Here is a 16,733-nt window from a genome sequence, read left to right as displayed (position 1 = left end):
CATACCAGAAACTGTGATACAACAAAACGCACCAATCCGTACAGACTAGGGGAAAAGGCAGAAAGGAAGAGGCATGTGAAAACAAGCGGATTTTTTCAAAAAATGCGCAGGCGGCTGCTGGAAGAATGGCAGCAGCATTCAGCGCACGGAAAACAGGAGACAGCTTTTGCCCAGGAGACGGTGGGGGAACTTTCCAACTATGACAACCATCCTGCTGATCAGGCTACGGGATTGTATGAACGGGAAAAAGATATGGCACTGGAAGAACATGAAGAGCGCAGCCTGCTTCGTGTGAAAAAAGCACTGAAAGCGATCGACGAGGGGACATACGGAACGTGTGAAACGTGTGGAAGGGATATTCCGTTTGAACGGCTTGAAGCCGAACCAACGGCGCTTCGGTGCGTGCAGCATGCCGGTGAAGAAATGGCACAGGAGTACCGCCCGGTGGAAGAAGAAAGGCTGATTCCAGGGAAAGGCGGATTCACCGGCATGAAGATGGAGGAAACCGAAAACGGACGTTTTGATGCCGAGCAAACTTGGGATCAGACGGCATTTCATGGTACGTCGGATTCGCCGCAGAATATGTACCCTCCGGCAGAGGCTTACGATGAGCTGTTCGGCAGTGACTCGGAGGAAAACAGCGGAGAGATGATGGGTGGGTTTTCGGTAACAGACAGTGAAGGGCGTCCGATTGATGTAGAGCGCGACGTTGATTTTTCCAACATGTATCTTCGCAGGTAAGGGAAAAAGCAGCGGCGGCCATTTGCAGGTAAAAAGTTGAACATGCCCATCTCTCCACACAGCACTCCATCACCCAAAAGAAAGAAGACGGCTGCATCAGCCGTCTTCTGTTTGGATGGTGGATGTAATGGTTCCTTCCTCAATCCGGTACAGCCCGGGTTCATCAACTTCCACATCGCTGGTGGCGTTAAGGCATTCCTGCATTTCGGATGTAATCTGGATCACCATGAGGTACCCCGATTTCTCGATATCGGTTGTCAGCTGCTCCTGGTGTTCACCTGTTGTGCACTGTGTATGAACGAAAGTACTGGCTGTCATCCGTTCATAGCGCATCAAGTGCCGCAGGAAACCGCGGTCGGATTCACCGAGGTCGTTAATGATGGTGAGGCGTGTGTTTTCCGAAATGGGTTCTTCCTGCCTTAAATCAGTTAACAGCGAAGACGCGGCCTTCCTCGGAGCGGCCTCTGAATTTTCCTGATGGAAAAAGGCCTGTATTTCCCCTGTGTAAGGAATAAATACGAGAAGACCTGCGAGTACAGCGGCTGAAGCCGTAATCCAGTTCCGGAAAGATTCACCCGCCTGCTCCATCCAGGTCCGTATCGTAAAGACCATCATGATGCCGGTGGAGAAGATGACAACGGACGACTGATACCTGTCAAAACCCGCCAGGTATTCCGCTTCCACCTCGGGCATCAAATAGAGATACATAAGATAGAGAAGCGTGATGTATATAACATAAAAGATATTGGCGGTGAGCGCAGTATATAAAAGAGAAAACGGCATCCGGCCCGCTTTCATCTTCACGATGACAATAGTCATGAGAGCGGCGATATCAGCCAGTACCATTCCCTGTACAAGCGGGGAGGAGAAATCCAGCCCGGCATTCACCACCATCGGAAGCAGATTATTGATAAATTCCGGAGATTTATCGATATCGGTAAGCGTTTCTTCTGTAATGGCGAATTTACTGTCTTCATACTCTGACGTATTGTAGGCTTCTTCAATATAGCGGGACCACAGCAGATTGAAAACAAGCGGAAACAAAATCGTCCAGCCGACACTCCAAATCACGGAATGAAACGATTCTTTCCATCCTCTTCCGTATTTCCAAAGGTAGCGTATCAACAGCGCAATCATCCATAAAACGGTAAACGCGAGAAAGATTTTGCCGCTGTCCTTAATGAGAACAAGCGCAGACAGCATCGGGAACAGCAGTACCCCCATCGTCTTCCAGTCGTTCCGGTAATAATAGGCGGTGATGACTGCTGCTGCGGCAATATAGCCAAGCAGTGGATCGACAAGCAGACTGAAAATGCTGGAACTGTTCACCAGCAGCAGAACAGCCGGGATGAACAATACCGCCGCTGCATGAACCGGTTTTTTCCAGGAACTAAAAAGAAAAAACGGCGTAAGCGCCCCGGTAATCAGAATCGCTTGGGCGATTAGTGCCATGCTTTCCGAAAAGCCGGTGAATGTTACGATATAGTAGGCAAAAAGGGCTGATCCCGGCGGATACGTGGTATATGTAATAATCGTGGATTCATCCGGCAGGCTGTTCGATTGAAACAGTTCTTTCACAATCAGTCCCCAGTGGCTGAAGTTGTCATAGTGAAGAAATATTTCATTTTGAAGCATAAGAATAAAGAAGGCGGAACCCGCTGCAAAGAACACCGCTCCCGGGCTCAGCAGACCGGTAAACAGCCTGCGGTCGCGCAGAAACAGGAAAACAGTGTAACAAAAAGCGAGAAGACCGCCTCCGAACAGGACGTATGCTGTTTCGGCGAGAACATTTAAAACTCCGCCGAGAAACAGGACGAGAATCGTTCCCGTAAACAGAACCAGCGGGAGGACGGCCGGTGCAATGCGGTATTTCACGTATAACACCGCACCATAACCCGCAAACGATAACGATACCAAGAGCAGCATAATTAAAACGTTAATAGTGGTTCACCTCTTTGCCGATGTAAGAAGCTTCTCTTTTAAATACCCAGTTCCGCTGAATGTAAAAGCTGAGTAAAAACAAGAGAGAATCGACCGCGATTTTAATAGGAACCTCATGTCCGCCGACTGTATGGTACACCATGTACACACCGCCGGCGGAAGCGCCCATCTGCACAGCGGCAAGGGTGTAATACTTTATCATCGTGCGGGCGGGGTACTGATTTGATCTGAACACGACATGCCGGTTCATGAAGTAATTGAACAGCGAGGAAAGCACCCTCGCCAGCACCGTGGCCAGAATAATGAATCCCATTGGCATAAGGGCTTTGAGTACCGTTGAAAATACGGCAAACAAGGAAACGTCCACGACAAAGGAAGCAAGAGAAGAAAAGAGAAAACGTAAAAAGACATAATAGATTTTGATGGAGTCCAGTATCGGGTGAAAATGGGAGGACTCATTGTCATTCATATAAATGGTTTCAATGGTTACTTCTTTGATGCTTCGCTTATAGGTGCGGCAGGCCAGAATCATTCTCATTTCGAATTCATAGCCGTCGCCTTTGATGCTGTGCAGTTCTTCGGCGAAGGATGTTGGAATGCCGCGGAGCCCTGTCTGGGTATCGGTCAGCTTCATGCCGGAAGCGGCTTTCACGACCATTTTGGTTAACACGTTGCCAAACCGGCTCCTGAGCGGAATATCCTCGCCTGAGAAATCGCGGACGCCGAGAACAAGGGCATCCGGCTGCTCCATCAGCGCTTCCGCCGTTTTTTTGATGTCGTCAGGATGGTGCTGACCGTCCGCATCCGCCGTAATAACACCTATTCCATCCGGGTATGAGGTGCTGTAGTAGGAAAATGCCGTTTTCAGTGCTGTTCCTTTGCCACCGTTCTGTTCGTGCCGGAGCACGGTACAGCCGGCGGTGTTTTCCAGTGTTTCAAAGATGGATATGCAGGAAGCATCGCTTCCATCGTCTACAATAATGATATCATCGAAAGATTCCCTGTTTAATTTCCGTACAAGTTCCAGTAATTGTTCATCCGGTTTGTAGGCGGGAATGACGATGGATATTCCTTTAAAATCTTCAGCCATCGACATGTTCCCCCTTTCGCTTAGGCTGCCGTTCTGCACGAATAAGACACTCATGACACAAACAACATGAGTGTCTTGTCCGCCTGTCCAGGCGCTGTTGTTTTTCTTCATTGGAACTGCTCTGCGTGCAGTATTCCCTTGATGTTATTCATTTACACTTTTTAAACCTATCATAACAGATTGTACGTTGTTTTGAGTACTACTCAATATGAACTAAATGCTCAAATTTCAAATATTTCACTCCATCTTTTGTCTGAATATGAAACTGCTGCTGCTCGTGGTTGATGAAATGACAGGTGCCCGTGATGTCATAAAAAAACCCGTTTTCCCAGAACGTGAAATGAAGAGAGCGGCTATCCCGCATCGCATCGGCAAGAATCCATTCCAGTTCCTCCCACCGCTGCGGATCCAGCTCCGGTTTTTTCGCTTTTTTCTGCTCTTGCTGATGTCTGAGCCACTGCTCGCGGTGTTCCGGAAGAATCATCCGTGACGATTCCCAGCGCAGGTTGGAGCCTGGTGTCAGTTTATTTCCTTTCACAGCTCCCCCTCCTTTCTTCCTTTAGTGTAAGGGAACAAAAGTTCTTGTTAAAGGTGGAATATTTTCCATGACGATTCCCTCCAGGCTTCGTTACTATTAGTCAACGATAGAATATACTATAATAGCAGGAAACGGGAGGTGTCGATATGGCTTCGATGAGAGTATGCCCGAAATTTGAAGAAGCATTTCAGCTTTTGGGAAAGCGCTGGATCGGTGTGATTATCCGTGTTTTGGAGGAAGGGCCGATGCGCTTTAATGAAATCGCCGCACAAATCCCCGAGATCAGTAAAAAAATGCTGACCGAACGGTTGAAAGAGATGGAAGAAAAAAATATGGTCCAGCGGGATGTCGTGCCGGAAAAGCCGGTGCGTATTCTTTATTCCTTAACGGACAAGGGAGCAGACATCACCCCGGCACTGGCGGAAGTCCAGAAATGGGCGGACAATTGGGTGGAAGAAGACGCAAAAGCAGGAGAATAAAAAGAAACGCTGCCCTGGCATAACAGGCACCTTGTTACACGGCTGTGCGCAAAAGCGGAGGGAAGGTTATTTTTATTGACTTACTAAAAGTAACCTGTTATATTTTTGTTACTGTTTAAAAGGAGGAAATTATATGTCTTTATTAGCAAGTACAGGGCTGTTAATCATACGGCTCGTTATTGGACTTAGTTTTGCTGCCCACGGGGCGCAGAAACTGTTCGGGTGGTTTGGAGGTCATGGTTTGAAAGCGACCGGCGGTTTTTTTGATTCCATCGGCATCAAGCCGGGCTATACGATGGCTCTTGTGGCGGGACTGGCTGAGTTTGCGGGCGGTCTGCTGTTTGCTCTTGGTCTGCTCACGCCTGCAGCAGGTATTATCATCGCCGTGACGATGATCGGAGCGATTGTAAAAGTTCACGGTCCGAATGGATTCTGGTCAACGGAAGGCGGTTATGAATACAATCTGATGCTGCTCGCCGCCGGGATCGGCATTGCTTTCATTGGAGCCGGTTCGTTTTCACTGGATGCCGTGATATTCTAAACGACAGGGGGAATCTGCTATGTCTGCATCACTTCCAGATGACGCGCGAATCGGCTCCGTCATCTTTACAATTTCGGATCTGGAACAATCGCTGTCTTTTTATGAAGAACTGCTTGGTTTTCAGGTGATAGAGAGAACATCACACACCGCAAAGCTCTCCGCCGATGGAAAGCGTCCTCTTATTGTGTTGGAAGAAAGGGAAGACGCGGTACGAAAACCACCGCATACCACCGGTCTGTATCATGCTGCTGTACTGTTGCCGGACCGGGCTTCGCTCGGCATGATTCTGAGGCGTCTTGTGCAGCATGACTATCCACTGCAGGGAGCGGCGGATCATCATTTCAGCGAAGCGGTCTATCTGCCCGATCCCGATGGTAATGGTTTGGAGCTTTACAGGGACCGGGACCGCAGTCAGTGGAGATACGATGATGAGGGCTGGATATATGCGCAGACAGCCCCTCTGGATGCCGATGCGGTTCTGCAGGCTGCAGAGGGAAAAGAGTGGCAGGGCATGCCCGTTGCCACCATCATCGGTCATATCCATCTGCACGTAGGGGAGCTGGAGGAAACGAAAGCTTTTTATGTCAGTGGTCTTGGGTTTTCTCCGATGGTGCACATGGGGGAGCACGCCTTGTTTGTTGCAGCCGGCGGTTATCATCATCATATCGGTCTGAATATCTGGGCCGGTAAAGATGCACCTTCTCCTCCGGAAAACGCCGTCGGGTTAAAGGAATACACCATCACGATGTCGGATAGACAGGAGCTCGATGAGGTGTGTTCCCGTCTGCAAAAAGCAGGTATCGTTTATGACAATCAGGACGGGGATGTGCGGACCCGTGATACTTCCGGCAGCCGGGTCCGGCTCGCTGTGTGGTAACCGTGTTTAAAAAAATCTATCCATAAATAAATGATATCCGGACGATGATTCGTTGAAGATGCAGTGATATTCTTCGAATCATCGTCCGGATATTTTTGTATGACAGGAGATGTGCAGTGGTTTGGTGACTTCTGTTGTTTAGTGCTGTTTCACAGCTTTTCGTATTCCCAGGAATACGAGTAAAATGAGAAGCAGGGAAGGGAAGACGGCCCAGATACTTCCTTCTCCAAATACATGTCGTAATACAACATCAAATGTGGGAACACCAGCACGGTAAAGGAAAGGTAATACAAGCAGACTCACGCAGATTCCTAGAACAAAATACATAATCTTTCCCATACAGCTCTATCTCCTTTTCGTTTTTTACAGCAGGGGGGCTCCGTTTTTTAAAATGGACAGGAATAATGAAAACTATTTTCTTCCTTAATTATCCTGAACGTAACACGTTAAAGGATATTGTGTCCATACTCTGCTGTTGTGGCATAATACTTTCACACGGTATGTTTAGAGGGGCGGGAAGGAGAATAGAACAGCTGCAGCGAAAAGGATAAAAGCAGTAGATAGATGGAGAATCGACAGAGATTACCGGACAAGGAAGGATAAAGATGCCGATTATTTGTATAGAAGGGCCGCCGTATTCCGGAAAAACCACTCTTTCTCTGGAGCTTGCAGACAGGTACGGAGCGTATGTCATCCCGGCGTCTTCGTTTCGGGACCGCAGCGAAGATGTCTGGCAGGAATACATAGACGAGCAGAAACGCTGGCGGCTGGCCCTGGAGAAAGCACGCTCCCACGCACTGGTCGCTTTGGACGGCGACTTGTTCGCTCCGCTTGTTCACGCTGCACTGCTTTACCAGCAGGATTATGTGCAGCAGCTGCTCCCTCATTTCCGCTCGGCTTTTCTGGAGCAGCGTCTAGGCATACCGGATTATTATGTGTATCATGATGCTTCCTTTAAGCTGCTTCAAAGCCGGCAGCATCGAAACGGCTCTTTCCGGAGAATGGTGCCGGCAGAAGCGCACCGGCATTTTTACAGCGACTTGCTGGAGCCTCTGCCGGTCCGCATGTACCCGACACAAGCCGGCCGGGAAGAAGCGGCGGTCCGGGGTATTATCAGAAACCTTACAGCCGTCCCGCCGCGCCGGTATGACGTGTCCTTTTTTCAACAAATCGAACATCTTCTGCAAACACTCTCTGTGATAAAATAGAGAAAACGTATGATTTACAGAAAGGGCGATGGGAATGGGTGAACCAGATTTTAGAGCACGGTCCCCGTGGGCTGCGCTGAATGACGTGGATCATGTATCGATTGCACCGCTTAAAGAGGGACGCTTGCAGGCTGATGTCACAATCCCCGGCAGCAAAAGCTTCACGAACCGGGCATTGATTATGGCCGCCCTGGCAAAAGGGCGTTCCACGCTTTCCGGTATTTTAAAAAGCGATGACTCCTATTGGTGCATTGATGCACTGCAGAAATTGGGTGCCGCCGCAGAAGTGAATGGAGATACCGTCATGATGGAAGGGTGCGGAGGCAGCTGGCCGGTACAGGAAGCCGATATATACATCGGGGCAGCGGGTACGATTGCACGGTTTCTGCCGGGCGCCCTGGCTGTTGCAGGAAGTGGAACATACACCGTTGAAGCGAGCAAACGAATGAGTGAGCGGCCGGTTCAACCGCTCATGGAAGCTCTGGAGACACTCGGTGCTGACGTGGAATATATAGAGAACGAAGGAGCTTATCCACTCCGAATCCGCGCGCAGGGACTCCGTGGCGGGGACGTCTCCATTTCCGGACGCACGTCCAGTCAGTTTATCAGCGGTCTGCTGCTTGCCGGGCCCTACGCGGAGGAAACGCTCAAAGTCCGTATTCCGGATTATATCGTCCAGCATGCTTACGTCAACATTACACTCGATCTCATGAAACAGTTCGGTGCCGATGTGGCATACAACGAAGATTTGACTGAAATGGATGTATCAGCCGGTGGATATAAAGGACAAAACATGGCACTGGAAGCAGATGCGTCCACCGCCAGCTATTTCATGGCTCTGGCGGCGCTCAATAACGGCCGCATCCGCATCAATAACCTGACGATGCAGACGAATCAGCCGGATATTTACATGGTCGACGTTTACGAGAAGATGGGGTGCACCGTCATCCGGGGAGAAGACTTTATTGAAGTGCAGGGAACCCCGCAGCTCAAAGGGAACTTTGAGATAAGCATGAAAGAAATGTCGGACCAGACGTTAACACTGGCGGCTGTTGCTCCGTTTGCAGACGGTCCGGTAACCATGACGGATGTGGAGCACATCCGTCACCATGAGTCCGACCGGATTCATGCCGCCTGCACGGAACTTAGGAAAATGGGAATCAAAGTGGAAGAGTTTTCGGATGGACTTCGGGTTCACCCCGGTGTTCCTGTCGGGGTGGAGCTGCATTCCTATGATGACCACCGGGTGGCGATGGCTCTCTCGCTCATCGGAACGAAGGTGCCGGGAGTATCGATAGAAGATCCCGGATGCGTTTCCAAGACCTGCCCGACCTTCTATGACCTCCTTGAACACCTCGGGGTTTCTGTTTCCTATAGAACAGCCACGTAGTACGGCCGCGGATCTTTATGGCGGAGGCGGTGCAGACGACAGGTCTTCCGGCAGCAGTTCGATATCGGAGCAGCGCGGAAATCATTTTATCGAACATACCAAAAAACGCTCCCGGTTGTCATAACGACAGCGGGGAGCGTTTTACGGTTACTGCTGACAGGAGGCGGCTGCTGTCACCAGTCATCACCGGGCGCGAGAATCGGTGTGCTTCCTTCCATGATATCCGGAGTTTTTACCCCCATGGCTGTATTTATACACACGACGCGATCTTCACGCTGAATCCAGTTCTCTTCCCTCAGCTGCCTTACTCCGGCAAACACTGCCGCCCCTTCCGGACTGGAAAAAATCCCTTCTTCCCGGGTAATCAGCCGTTGCTCAGCCAGAAGGTCCTCTTCGCAGACGGCCACAGCTGCTCCCTTTGTTTTGTAAATAGCATCCAGGACGAGAAAATCTCCAGCGGACGTGCCTGTACTGATCTCAAAAGCTGCCGAATACAATTCCGGGGTCTCTACCGTGTGGGTCCATTTTTTTTCAAAGGCGTGTACAATCGGAGCACAGCTTTCTGTCTGTACGGCTACAAGCTTCGGTATTTTCGCCGAACGCACCCATCCCAGTTCGATTAATTCATGAATTGCCTTATACAGACCGATAAAACTCGTCCCCGCTCCAACAGGGCAGGCGATCACATCGGGAAGGTTCCACTGCAGTTGTTCGGCAAGCTCCAGTCCGGTTGTTTTTTCGCCCTCAATCCGGTAAGGTTCTTTGAAAGTGGAAGCATCGAACCAGCCGTGACGCTCAGATGCCCGGTCTGCTGCCTCCTCAGCCTCCTGCATGAATCCGTTAATCAGCTGCAGGTCGGCTCCTGAGGCTGCACATTCTTTTCTTACAGCAAGTGGAGCTTCCACAGGCATGGCGACATGAGAGCAAATGGAGGAACGGCTGCCGTACAGCGCCCAGGCAGCTCCGGCATGGCCATTTGCGGCCAGGACCATATCGGGTACGTTATATTCGTTCAGTTTGGAAATGCCGACGGCTGCTCCACGGGCTTCTGCAGAACCAGCGGGAAGGACGCCGTCATCCTTGAGCCGCAGGTCATCCATGTTGTATCGTGCAGCGGTTTTCTTCATGGGTAGTAACGGAGTTATGCCTTCGCCCAAAGATACAATGTCCTTTTCCGTACGAACGGGAAGCAGTTCGTGGTACCGCCATATGGAAGGAGGGCGTACCATGACCGCTTCTTTGCGGAACTGAATCTTCAGAGCATCCATATCATAGGCTGTGAGCAGTGGTGCTCCGCACAAACATTTATGCTGCGGGACCGAGGCATCATATTCACGGCTGCACCTCGGGCAGTACAAATGGGAGAGGTAGCTGTAAGCTTGATACACAATGATTCCCTTCTTTCTTCGTCATCAACGGTCAACCGGACTGAAAATAGTTCATAATGGTATTCTGATTAAAGGGAAGGCGCTCATAGGGTGCATGAACACTGAAAGAAATTTCATTATTCTGGAGATCAAACTGTTCTGCTCTCACTTGAATGCTGCTGTGGCTGATCTCTGTTACAGCAACGTAAATATTCTCACGTGACGGATGAACACGAATCCATTCAGGCATTTCATAGTTTTGTTTAATATATTGGAGAACCCGGCTGTTTGGGAGCTGCAGTCTTCCCAGCCGTATGGAATCCTGCTTCAAAATGAGATCACCATTTGTCTGCACTTCAGGGATCAGATTCACCGTTGCGGGAATCTGCTGATTGAAAGCTTTGACAGAGCCGGATAATTCCACAGTACTGTTTAAATCCACGCTGTAGGATACATTTTCGTTCTGGGGAAGCCTGCTTATATACTCTTCGATTAATTGATTCAGATTTTCCTTGTCTGATTCAATCGTGAAAGCTACATCTTGTTCTTCGATTTCTCCGGAAGACCGGGAAACAGGGTCGGAAGGGGGGGCATTCAGAACAAGAAACAACCAGAGAAAGACCCCCAGGTTAATAGTAAACAGGGATAAAAATAACCATTTCCATACTGTTTTCCTGCGGTTTGTGCTAGTCATTGCTGTTCTCCCCATCTGTTCCACTCTGGTATTCTTCCAAATCAGGTTCGATATAATCAAGCACCCGGTCGGCCATAGAAGCATATCCCCTTTGATTCGGGTGAAATTTATCTTCCGAATAGTATCCGGGTCCTGCGTACTGGAAAATGCCTCTGATTGGAATAAATGCGGCATTTTCCTGTTCGTTCACGACGCTTCTTCCGATCATGTTCCAGTCTGTGATAATTTGGTCAAGCTCTGGAATATCAGAAAAGTACATGTTAAATGGATTGTACAGCCCCAGAAGGTAAATGGCAGCATCTCCATTTGCTTCACGGATTTGTTCGAAAATCGAGGTGAGTCTCTGTTCATAGGGGTCTTTTTCTTTTTCAAATACTTCATAGGTGAGGTCGGTTGCGTTGGATCTGACAATTTTCATAATGTCGTTGGCCCCGACTGTAAGAAGAATAATATCCGATTCACGAATAGATGATGAAATGTTCGGTTTATTCAGACGCTCCAGGATCTGGTCGCTGCGGTTCCCCTTCTTCCCGTAATTCTGCACGCGGATGGAAGCATCCGGGACACTTTTTTCCAGCGAGTCTTTCAGAATACCGACATAGCCGCCGCTGCTGGAGGAATCGCCGGTACCTTTTGTCAGGGAGTCACCGACAGCTGTGATGTGCAGATCCGAGGAAATGAAAAGACTGCGTGTCTCATTTACCACAGAAGCCACCGCTTCCTGAATGCCTTGTTCGAAGGGACGTTTGTCATCTTCATTTGAAGGTGTACCGGTGCCGGTGGAGGAGACGGCAGTATCTTCCTGCTGCGTTTTGGAGGAGTTGGCAGCTGAATCGGAAAGTGCGTGGTCAGAACCGGCATCTGAAAGAGAAGAGCTTACAAACCAAGCTCCCGAGGGAAGCATTAATAAAAAAACGAGACCAAGTAAAATAAAGATTCTTTTTTTCATGTGGTATCACACCCGCACATTATCATTTCGCTGTTATACGAACATAACCAGTCTGTTCTTATTATATCAGGTTATGAGGGTTCAGGGAAAAGTACAGCTTTTTCCTGAGGAAAAAAAGCAGCGGGTAACGCGTGTGGACGACTCCCTGCTTTTCTTACATTGTAAGGTGGTTGATGTTTATTTCTATGCTTTCGTCCACCTTATCCATGCCGAATTCATCTTTCACTTGACCTGTAAATGTCACCTGCAGGCGTTGTGCCTCGTCCGGGAGGCGGACTTTATAATAGTTGGTGTTCTGTTCCTGTTCACCCGGCTGCAGGGTTGTCTGCAGACTGTTTGCTGCACTCTCGTTCTTATTTTCAGGGGCCGATACCGAATCTTTAATGACATTGCCGTGTTCATCAAGTACGGCAACGGACATGAAGTCGGCGCTGTATGTCAGGGTGATATCCGAAGAAGGGTTTGGGTTTTCGATATAAGGCTGAAAGTAAACCGTTTGTTCTGCCGGGTCTGTGTATTTCATTCCCACTTCCACCCGTTCCGTCAGTTGTTTGTAATCGTGGCTGAACGTGGGAGTGGTGAAAAAGTAGACAGCCGCCGCACCGGCACCTATTACGATAAACGGAAGGAGCCATTTCAGTATTTTATTAGAAGTCATGATTTTTCACACCTTTTAGCAGCCTGGATGAAGGCTGAATAGTACCAATATATGTTTATGTCCTCATTATAAATCAGGAAAAGCAGAGGGAGAAGGTACAGCATAAACCGTTATTTAGACTTAATCCATGTGTCATCTGTTTGAAAAAAAGGTCCAGTATAACTAAATATTCCACCCCTATTAGACGAATAACGGAGGGATATCGTTTCACTACCAGCAATGTTTCACGTGAAACATTGCTGTGCTCAAAGACTGAACATATTGTATTCAACCATGTTTACTAGTATATTGCCATAAAGTAAGGAGGACGATGTGATGGTTGAGAATGCGGTGACACGTATTAAGGATACGAAGAGATACCTGCGGAAGCAAACCCTGCATACGATTCTGGAACAGTTCGATGCGGAGATTATGAATTTGAGTAACGCGGACCGGAAGGCGAAGTACGATAAGATGAAGGAAGATCCGTTCAGCTTTTTCCGAGGAAGTGCCTATCTTTTCTATTATGATGTGACCAATATTCCTTTTTTCTATCATACCCCGGAAGATAAGCCGACGTGGATTATGGGAGATCTTCATTTTGATAACTTCAGCGCGTTTCAAAATGAGGAAGGCGACATTGTATTCGACGTTGATGACTTTGACGAAGGGTATCTTGGTTCCTACCTGTACGATGTGCTGCGCATGGTGGTAAGTATCCGCCTGTTTGCCGCGCAGCAGGGTTTTAATGAAAAGGAACGGGATGCGCTGGTTGAACGGTTTGCGAAGTCGTATTACAAGCAGATCAAGAAATTCACAAAAGATAAAGAGGATCCCGTGACGACGCGCTTTACCGTAGACAACACGAAGAGCGCCATCAAGAAAGCATTGAAGAAGCTCGAAGAACGCAAAGCGACGCATGAACTGGACAAGCAGACAACCGTGGATGAAAACGGAAACCGTGTGTTTGACCGTGAACATACGAAGCTTGATCCTGTTTCTGATAATGAGTGGAAGGAAATAAATGAAGTCTGGGAGCAGTACATTCAAAGTGTGGCGGAAGAAAGTCTTCAACATGAGGATCATTATGAAATAAAGGATATCGTGAAAAAGTCAGGTGCCGGGATCGGCTCCACCGGCTTGAAGCGTTTCTATATTTTAATAGAAGGAACGCACGATAAGGAACATGAAGATGATGTGATCCTGGAGGCAAAAGAAGCGCGCACCCCTGTTCCGGCTTACTTTTTCCCGTATGACGAGCAGTTTTGGACCGCCCACAAGCATCAAGGGGAGCGCGTCATCGTTACCCAGCAGGCGATGCATCATATGGCTGACCCGTATTTAGGTTACTTCACCATGCAGAACCGCGACTTTTATGTGCGCGAGCGTTCTCCATACGAAAAAGATCTGAAGGAGAAGCATCTGCAGGAGTATGATGACGTGGATAAAACGCTGAAAACCATGGGTGAAATTGCCGCCAAAATCCATTCCCGCGCTGATGGCGATATCGAGAATCACATTCTGGACTATCACAGCGAAAATGAAATTCTAAAAGCCATTGGTGATGACAAGGAAGGATTTATCAAAGAACTTCAGCTATGGTCCAAATTCTACAAAGAGCGCGTGGAGCAGGACCATGAGTTGTTTAACGAATGGCTGGATGAGTATTTCGATTTTGAGACCGCAGAGTGACGTTGTAAACTTTTATCGTTCTGCGTTATTTTCTTGTATTGAAATCCTTGCAGAATGTGAAAAAACCAGGAGCATTCATACTTCCAAATGAATGAATGCTCTCTATACAGGATAACCGAAGGTCCTGGCGCAGATCTTCTCTTTCGTGAGCGTGCGTCTGCGCGAGGCACTGTTCCATAAATGGTTCAAACTGGTCGACGATGCGTTGAATGGCTTTTTCATCGTGTGTTCTTGCTTCCTGAATAAGGGGCAGTGTAATGGTCACTCATTATTCCTCCTGTTTTCCTTGTTTCTCTTCAATGTTTTTTCTATACTTTCCAATCGTTTTTCGAACCGGAACAGCAGGTAAAACGTCATGACAATCGGAAATCCGACGTTGGCAAGCATCTGCATAAAACCTGCCGCGTTCAACACATTCATCATGTGTTCCTTCCCCCTTCCATGAACGATCTCAATTTCGAAAGCGCAGCCTGTTTGGTCTTGTAGACGGCCTGCGGGGAAATGTTCCACTCGCCGGCAATGGCTTTATTGGTTTTTTCTTCTAAAAACTTCTTGTGAAGCACGGCATACTGGTGATCCGTGAGTTGGCTCAAGGCTTTATAAAGGAAAGCATCGCCGATACACTGCCGGAGATCTTGTGCTTTTTCCGGCAGCCATCTTTCCGGCTCCGGTGTGTTGGTTGATACAAAAGAATCTATTATCGTTTCCGGCTGGTCCGGGTTCAGAGGTTTGTCCATTATTAGAGGCTGCTGCCGTGTCCTGCGCTGCCGCTTCTGATCATATCGGACTGCCTTCCAGTGCAGCGTTTTCAATATATAGGATGTAAACCTGACTTCTGTGTAAAAGGAAGCGAACACTTTATCGAGTGCTTCCCGGTTTTCTGGTGTCGGAGCACAAACCGCCTGAATGAGCTGTTCCCGGCGGTGCTCATCCTGGAGGAACTGCTGCATCACAGAATGCTCCCAGAGCGCAGGGTGATCCGCAATGAATTGATCAAGCCTGCGGCAGCGGCCGTACAATCCGGATGGTACGTGTTCCATGCTGTGTCCTCCTTTCCTTTCGTCTCCCCATCAAAAGACAGGAATCCGCGTGAAAAACAACCATAAAATCGAACGTTTGTTCTTATATTAAAACAGAAAAGCCCTCTGAATGCAAAAGGAAACAAGAATATTTCTCCAGGTTCATGGCATCGTCCTGCGAAAAAAGAAGGAGAAGAGGAGGCGTACTCCGGATCTGCCGCAGTTTTGAAAACTGATAGATCCGTAAGGTTTGTGCTACATTGTGTATACGGGGCAGTAATGATGCTGGCTGCCGCACAACGTAAAAAAGGTGGAGAATACACATGAAAACAAATAAGATGTATGAAGCAGGAGACGTACGTGTGGAAGACGTACCGGTTCCACGCGTCCAGCAGCCGACAGACAGCGTGTTGAAAGTGGTGGCGTCCTGTATCTGCGGGACTGACCTGCATCCTTATCACAACATGGAATCCCATGAACACGGAGAAGGCGCAGCGATGGGTCATGAAGTACTTGGCCGAATCGAAGAATTGGGAGAAGACGTAACCGGCTTTGAGAAAGGCGACCTCGTCGTTGTGCCGTTTTTCTACGCCGATAACACCTGCCCGCACTGTCAGGAAGGATGGACGACATCGTGCGTGAACGGAGGGTTTATGAGCGGCGGCCAGGCAGAATACGTTCATGTCCCCCAGGCCCAGGGAAGTATGTTCAAACTGCCTGATGAAATAGAAGACGACTCCCCTCTTATTCCATCTCTCCTGACGTTGTCAGACGTATACGGCACCGGTTATCATGCAGCAGTCATGGGCGGCGTGAACGAGAATACAACCGTCACGGTAATCGGTGACGGAGCAGTTGGTCTTCTTGCTGTACTGTCCGCGAAAAAACTCGGGGCAGAGAAGATCATACTAATGGGACGTCACAAGGAACGCACCGACCTCGGTGTCGAATTCGGCGCGACAGACGTTGTCGCCGAGCGCGGCGAAGAAGGCATTGCGAAAGTGCGTGAGCTCACAAATGGGGAAGGCACCCATGTTGTGCTCGAATGCGTCGGCCTGATGCCCGCGTTTGAAATGAGCGCCGGTGTCGTCCGCTCCGGCGGTGTGATAAGCCGCGTCGGAGCACCGCAGTACAACGATGCTCCTGTTGGAGCCAGCTTTTTCGGCCGCAACATTACGCTGACCGGAGGCCCGGCGCCGACACGTGCCTACATGGACGAGCTGCTGCCGGACATTCTCAATGGCACCCTGAATCCCGGCCGCGTCTTTGACGTAACGATGGGCCTCGATGACGTGCCGGAAGGGTACCGTGCCATGGACAATCGTGAAGCCCTGAAAGTCCTGATCAGACCTTAACGATGCAGGGCATCGAATCTAAAGAAGAAACGAAGACGAAAAATCCGGATGATATTGTCCGGATTTTTTCTTTTAACTGAATGTTTCAAAAACGCACACAGATGTAATGATCTAAGCGTTTAAGGATTGGCTGAATAAGGAAAAGTCATACAGTCATATAAAATTGGAAGGAATGAGTGAAGAGGGATTATACGGTTGTAACAAGTTATGCTATA

General features: G+C 48.9%; 19 protein-coding genes. 8 read left to right on the top strand and 11 right to left on the bottom strand.

Translation table 11 applies throughout. The features are described from left to right. Positions 1-75: 75 nt before the first annotated feature. Complete coding sequence (locus tag ACFSUB_RS16930; protein WP_380714462.1) at positions 76-741, top strand: TraR/DksA C4-type zinc finger protein; 666 nt, start codon at positions 76-78, stop codon at positions 739-741. Positions 742-837: 96 nt separating this feature from the next. Here ACFSUB_RS16930 and ACFSUB_RS16925 read toward each other — a convergent pair whose 3' ends face one another. From ACFSUB_RS16925 to ACFSUB_RS16915, 3 genes are all read right to left on the bottom strand, one after another. Next, positions 838-2,625, bottom strand: a complete 1,788-nt coding sequence (locus tag ACFSUB_RS16925; RefSeq protein ID WP_380714461.1) for a hypothetical protein — start codon at positions 2,623-2,625, stop codon at positions 838-840. A 52-nt stretch (positions 2,626-2,677) separates the two neighbouring features. Then, positions 2,678-3,772, bottom strand: coding sequence for a glycosyltransferase (locus ACFSUB_RS16920; RefSeq protein WP_380714460.1), 1,095 nt, complete (start codon positions 3,770-3,772; stop codon positions 2,678-2,680). A gap of 199 nt (positions 3,773-3,971) precedes the next feature. Further along, entirely contained in the window at positions 3,972-4,310 is a 339-nt protein-coding gene (locus ACFSUB_RS16915; protein ID WP_090926532.1) for a YolD-like family protein, read from the bottom strand. Positions 4,311-4,456: 146 nt separating this feature from the next. On the opposite strand from ACFSUB_RS16915, the gene ACFSUB_RS16910 reads away from it, so the two are divergent. The 3 genes from ACFSUB_RS16910 (at position 4,457) to ACFSUB_RS16900 (ending at position 6,207) form a co-directional block, all read left to right on the top strand. Continuing rightward, entirely contained in the window at positions 4,457-4,789 is a 333-nt protein-coding gene (locus ACFSUB_RS16910; protein WP_380714459.1) for a winged helix-turn-helix transcriptional regulator, read from the top strand. Between the two features lie 133 nt (positions 4,790-4,922). Beyond that, entirely contained in the window at positions 4,923-5,330 is a 408-nt protein-coding gene (locus tag ACFSUB_RS16905; protein ID WP_380714458.1) for a DoxX family protein, read from the top strand. A gap of 19 nt (positions 5,331-5,349) precedes the next feature. Further along, complete coding sequence (locus tag ACFSUB_RS16900; protein ID WP_380714457.1) at positions 5,350-6,207, top strand: VOC family protein; 858 nt, start codon at positions 5,350-5,352, stop codon at positions 6,205-6,207. Positions 6,208-6,345: 138 nt separating this feature from the next. Here ACFSUB_RS16900 and ACFSUB_RS16895 read toward each other — a convergent pair whose 3' ends face one another. After that, complete coding sequence (locus tag ACFSUB_RS16895; protein ID WP_380714456.1) at positions 6,346-6,546, bottom strand: hypothetical protein; 201 nt, start codon at positions 6,544-6,546, stop codon at positions 6,346-6,348. Between the two features lie 266 nt (positions 6,547-6,812). Here ACFSUB_RS16895 and ACFSUB_RS16890 point away from each other — a divergent pair, with 266 nt between their 5' ends. Further along, complete coding sequence (locus tag ACFSUB_RS16890; RefSeq protein WP_380714455.1) at positions 6,813-7,415, top strand: hypothetical protein; 603 nt, start codon at positions 6,813-6,815, stop codon at positions 7,413-7,415. Between the two features lie 28 nt (positions 7,416-7,443). After that, positions 7,444-8,805, top strand: a complete 1,362-nt coding sequence (gene aroA / locus ACFSUB_RS16885) for a 3-phosphoshikimate 1-carboxyvinyltransferase (protein WP_380714454.1) — start codon at positions 7,444-7,446, stop codon at positions 8,803-8,805. Between the two features lie 173 nt (positions 8,806-8,978). On the opposite strand, the gene ACFSUB_RS16880 is transcribed toward aroA, so the two are convergent. From ACFSUB_RS16880 to ACFSUB_RS16865, 4 genes are all read right to left on the bottom strand, one after another. Continuing rightward, positions 8,979-10,193 carry a threonine synthase gene (locus ACFSUB_RS16880; protein ID WP_380714453.1) on the bottom strand — a complete coding sequence of 405 codons (1,215 nt, stop codon included), beginning with the start codon at positions 10,191-10,193 and terminating at the stop codon, positions 8,979-8,981. 31 nt (positions 10,194-10,224) lie between these two features. Continuing rightward, positions 10,225-10,866, bottom strand: coding sequence for a YpmS family protein (locus ACFSUB_RS16875; protein ID WP_380714452.1), 642 nt, complete (start codon positions 10,864-10,866; stop codon positions 10,225-10,227). After that, positions 10,859-11,815: an SGNH/GDSL hydrolase family protein gene (locus ACFSUB_RS16870; protein ID WP_380714451.1), complete on the bottom strand. Its 957-nt coding sequence runs from the start codon at positions 11,813-11,815 to the stop codon at positions 10,859-10,861. Before ACFSUB_RS16870 ends, ACFSUB_RS16875 begins: the two co-directional genes overlap by 8 nt. Positions 11,816-11,969: 154 nt before the next feature. Further along, entirely contained in the window at positions 11,970-12,473 is a 504-nt protein-coding gene (locus ACFSUB_RS16865) for a hypothetical protein (protein WP_380714450.1), read from the bottom strand. A 315-nt stretch (positions 12,474-12,788) separates the two neighbouring features. On the opposite strand from ACFSUB_RS16865, the gene ACFSUB_RS16860 reads away from it, so the two are divergent. Beyond that, complete coding sequence (locus tag ACFSUB_RS16860) at positions 12,789-14,144, top strand: DUF2252 domain-containing protein (protein ID WP_380714449.1); 1,356 nt, start codon at positions 12,789-12,791, stop codon at positions 14,142-14,144. Between the two features lie 25 nt (positions 14,145-14,169). Here the strand turns inward: ACFSUB_RS16860 and ACFSUB_RS16855 are convergent, their stop codons facing one another. The 3 genes from ACFSUB_RS16855 to ACFSUB_RS16845 are packed head-to-tail and all read right to left on the bottom strand — an operon-like array spanning position 14,170 to position 15,184. Further along, positions 14,170-14,409, bottom strand: a complete 240-nt coding sequence (locus tag ACFSUB_RS16855) for a helix-turn-helix domain-containing protein (RefSeq protein ID WP_380714448.1) — start codon at positions 14,407-14,409, stop codon at positions 14,170-14,172. After that, positions 14,406-14,567 (bottom strand): YvrJ family protein, encoded by a 162-nt coding sequence (locus tag ACFSUB_RS16850; RefSeq protein ID WP_380714447.1) that lies wholly within the window; start codon positions 14,565-14,567, stop codon positions 14,406-14,408. The genes ACFSUB_RS16855 and ACFSUB_RS16850 overlap by 4 nt, the downstream gene beginning before the upstream one ends. Continuing rightward, positions 14,564-15,184 (bottom strand): sigma-70 family RNA polymerase sigma factor, encoded by a 621-nt coding sequence (locus tag ACFSUB_RS16845; protein WP_380714446.1) that lies wholly within the window; start codon positions 15,182-15,184, stop codon positions 14,564-14,566. The genes ACFSUB_RS16850 and ACFSUB_RS16845 overlap by 4 nt, the downstream gene beginning before the upstream one ends. A 302-nt stretch (positions 15,185-15,486) precedes the next feature. Between ACFSUB_RS16845 and ACFSUB_RS16840 the strand changes: the two genes are divergently transcribed. After that, on the top strand, positions 15,487-16,518 hold the full coding sequence (locus ACFSUB_RS16840; protein ID WP_380714445.1) for an alcohol dehydrogenase catalytic domain-containing protein: 1,032 nt from the start codon (positions 15,487-15,489) through the stop codon (positions 16,516-16,518). The last annotated feature ends 215 nt before the right edge of the window (positions 16,519-16,733 follow it).

The organism is Salibacterium lacus (assembly GCF_042684865.1).
Lineage (GTDB): Bacteria > Bacillota > Bacilli > Bacillales > Marinococcaceae > Salibacterium > Salibacterium lacus.
Note: the sequence above shows the minus strand (reverse complement) of the source record. Positions and strands in the feature narration are given on the sequence as shown.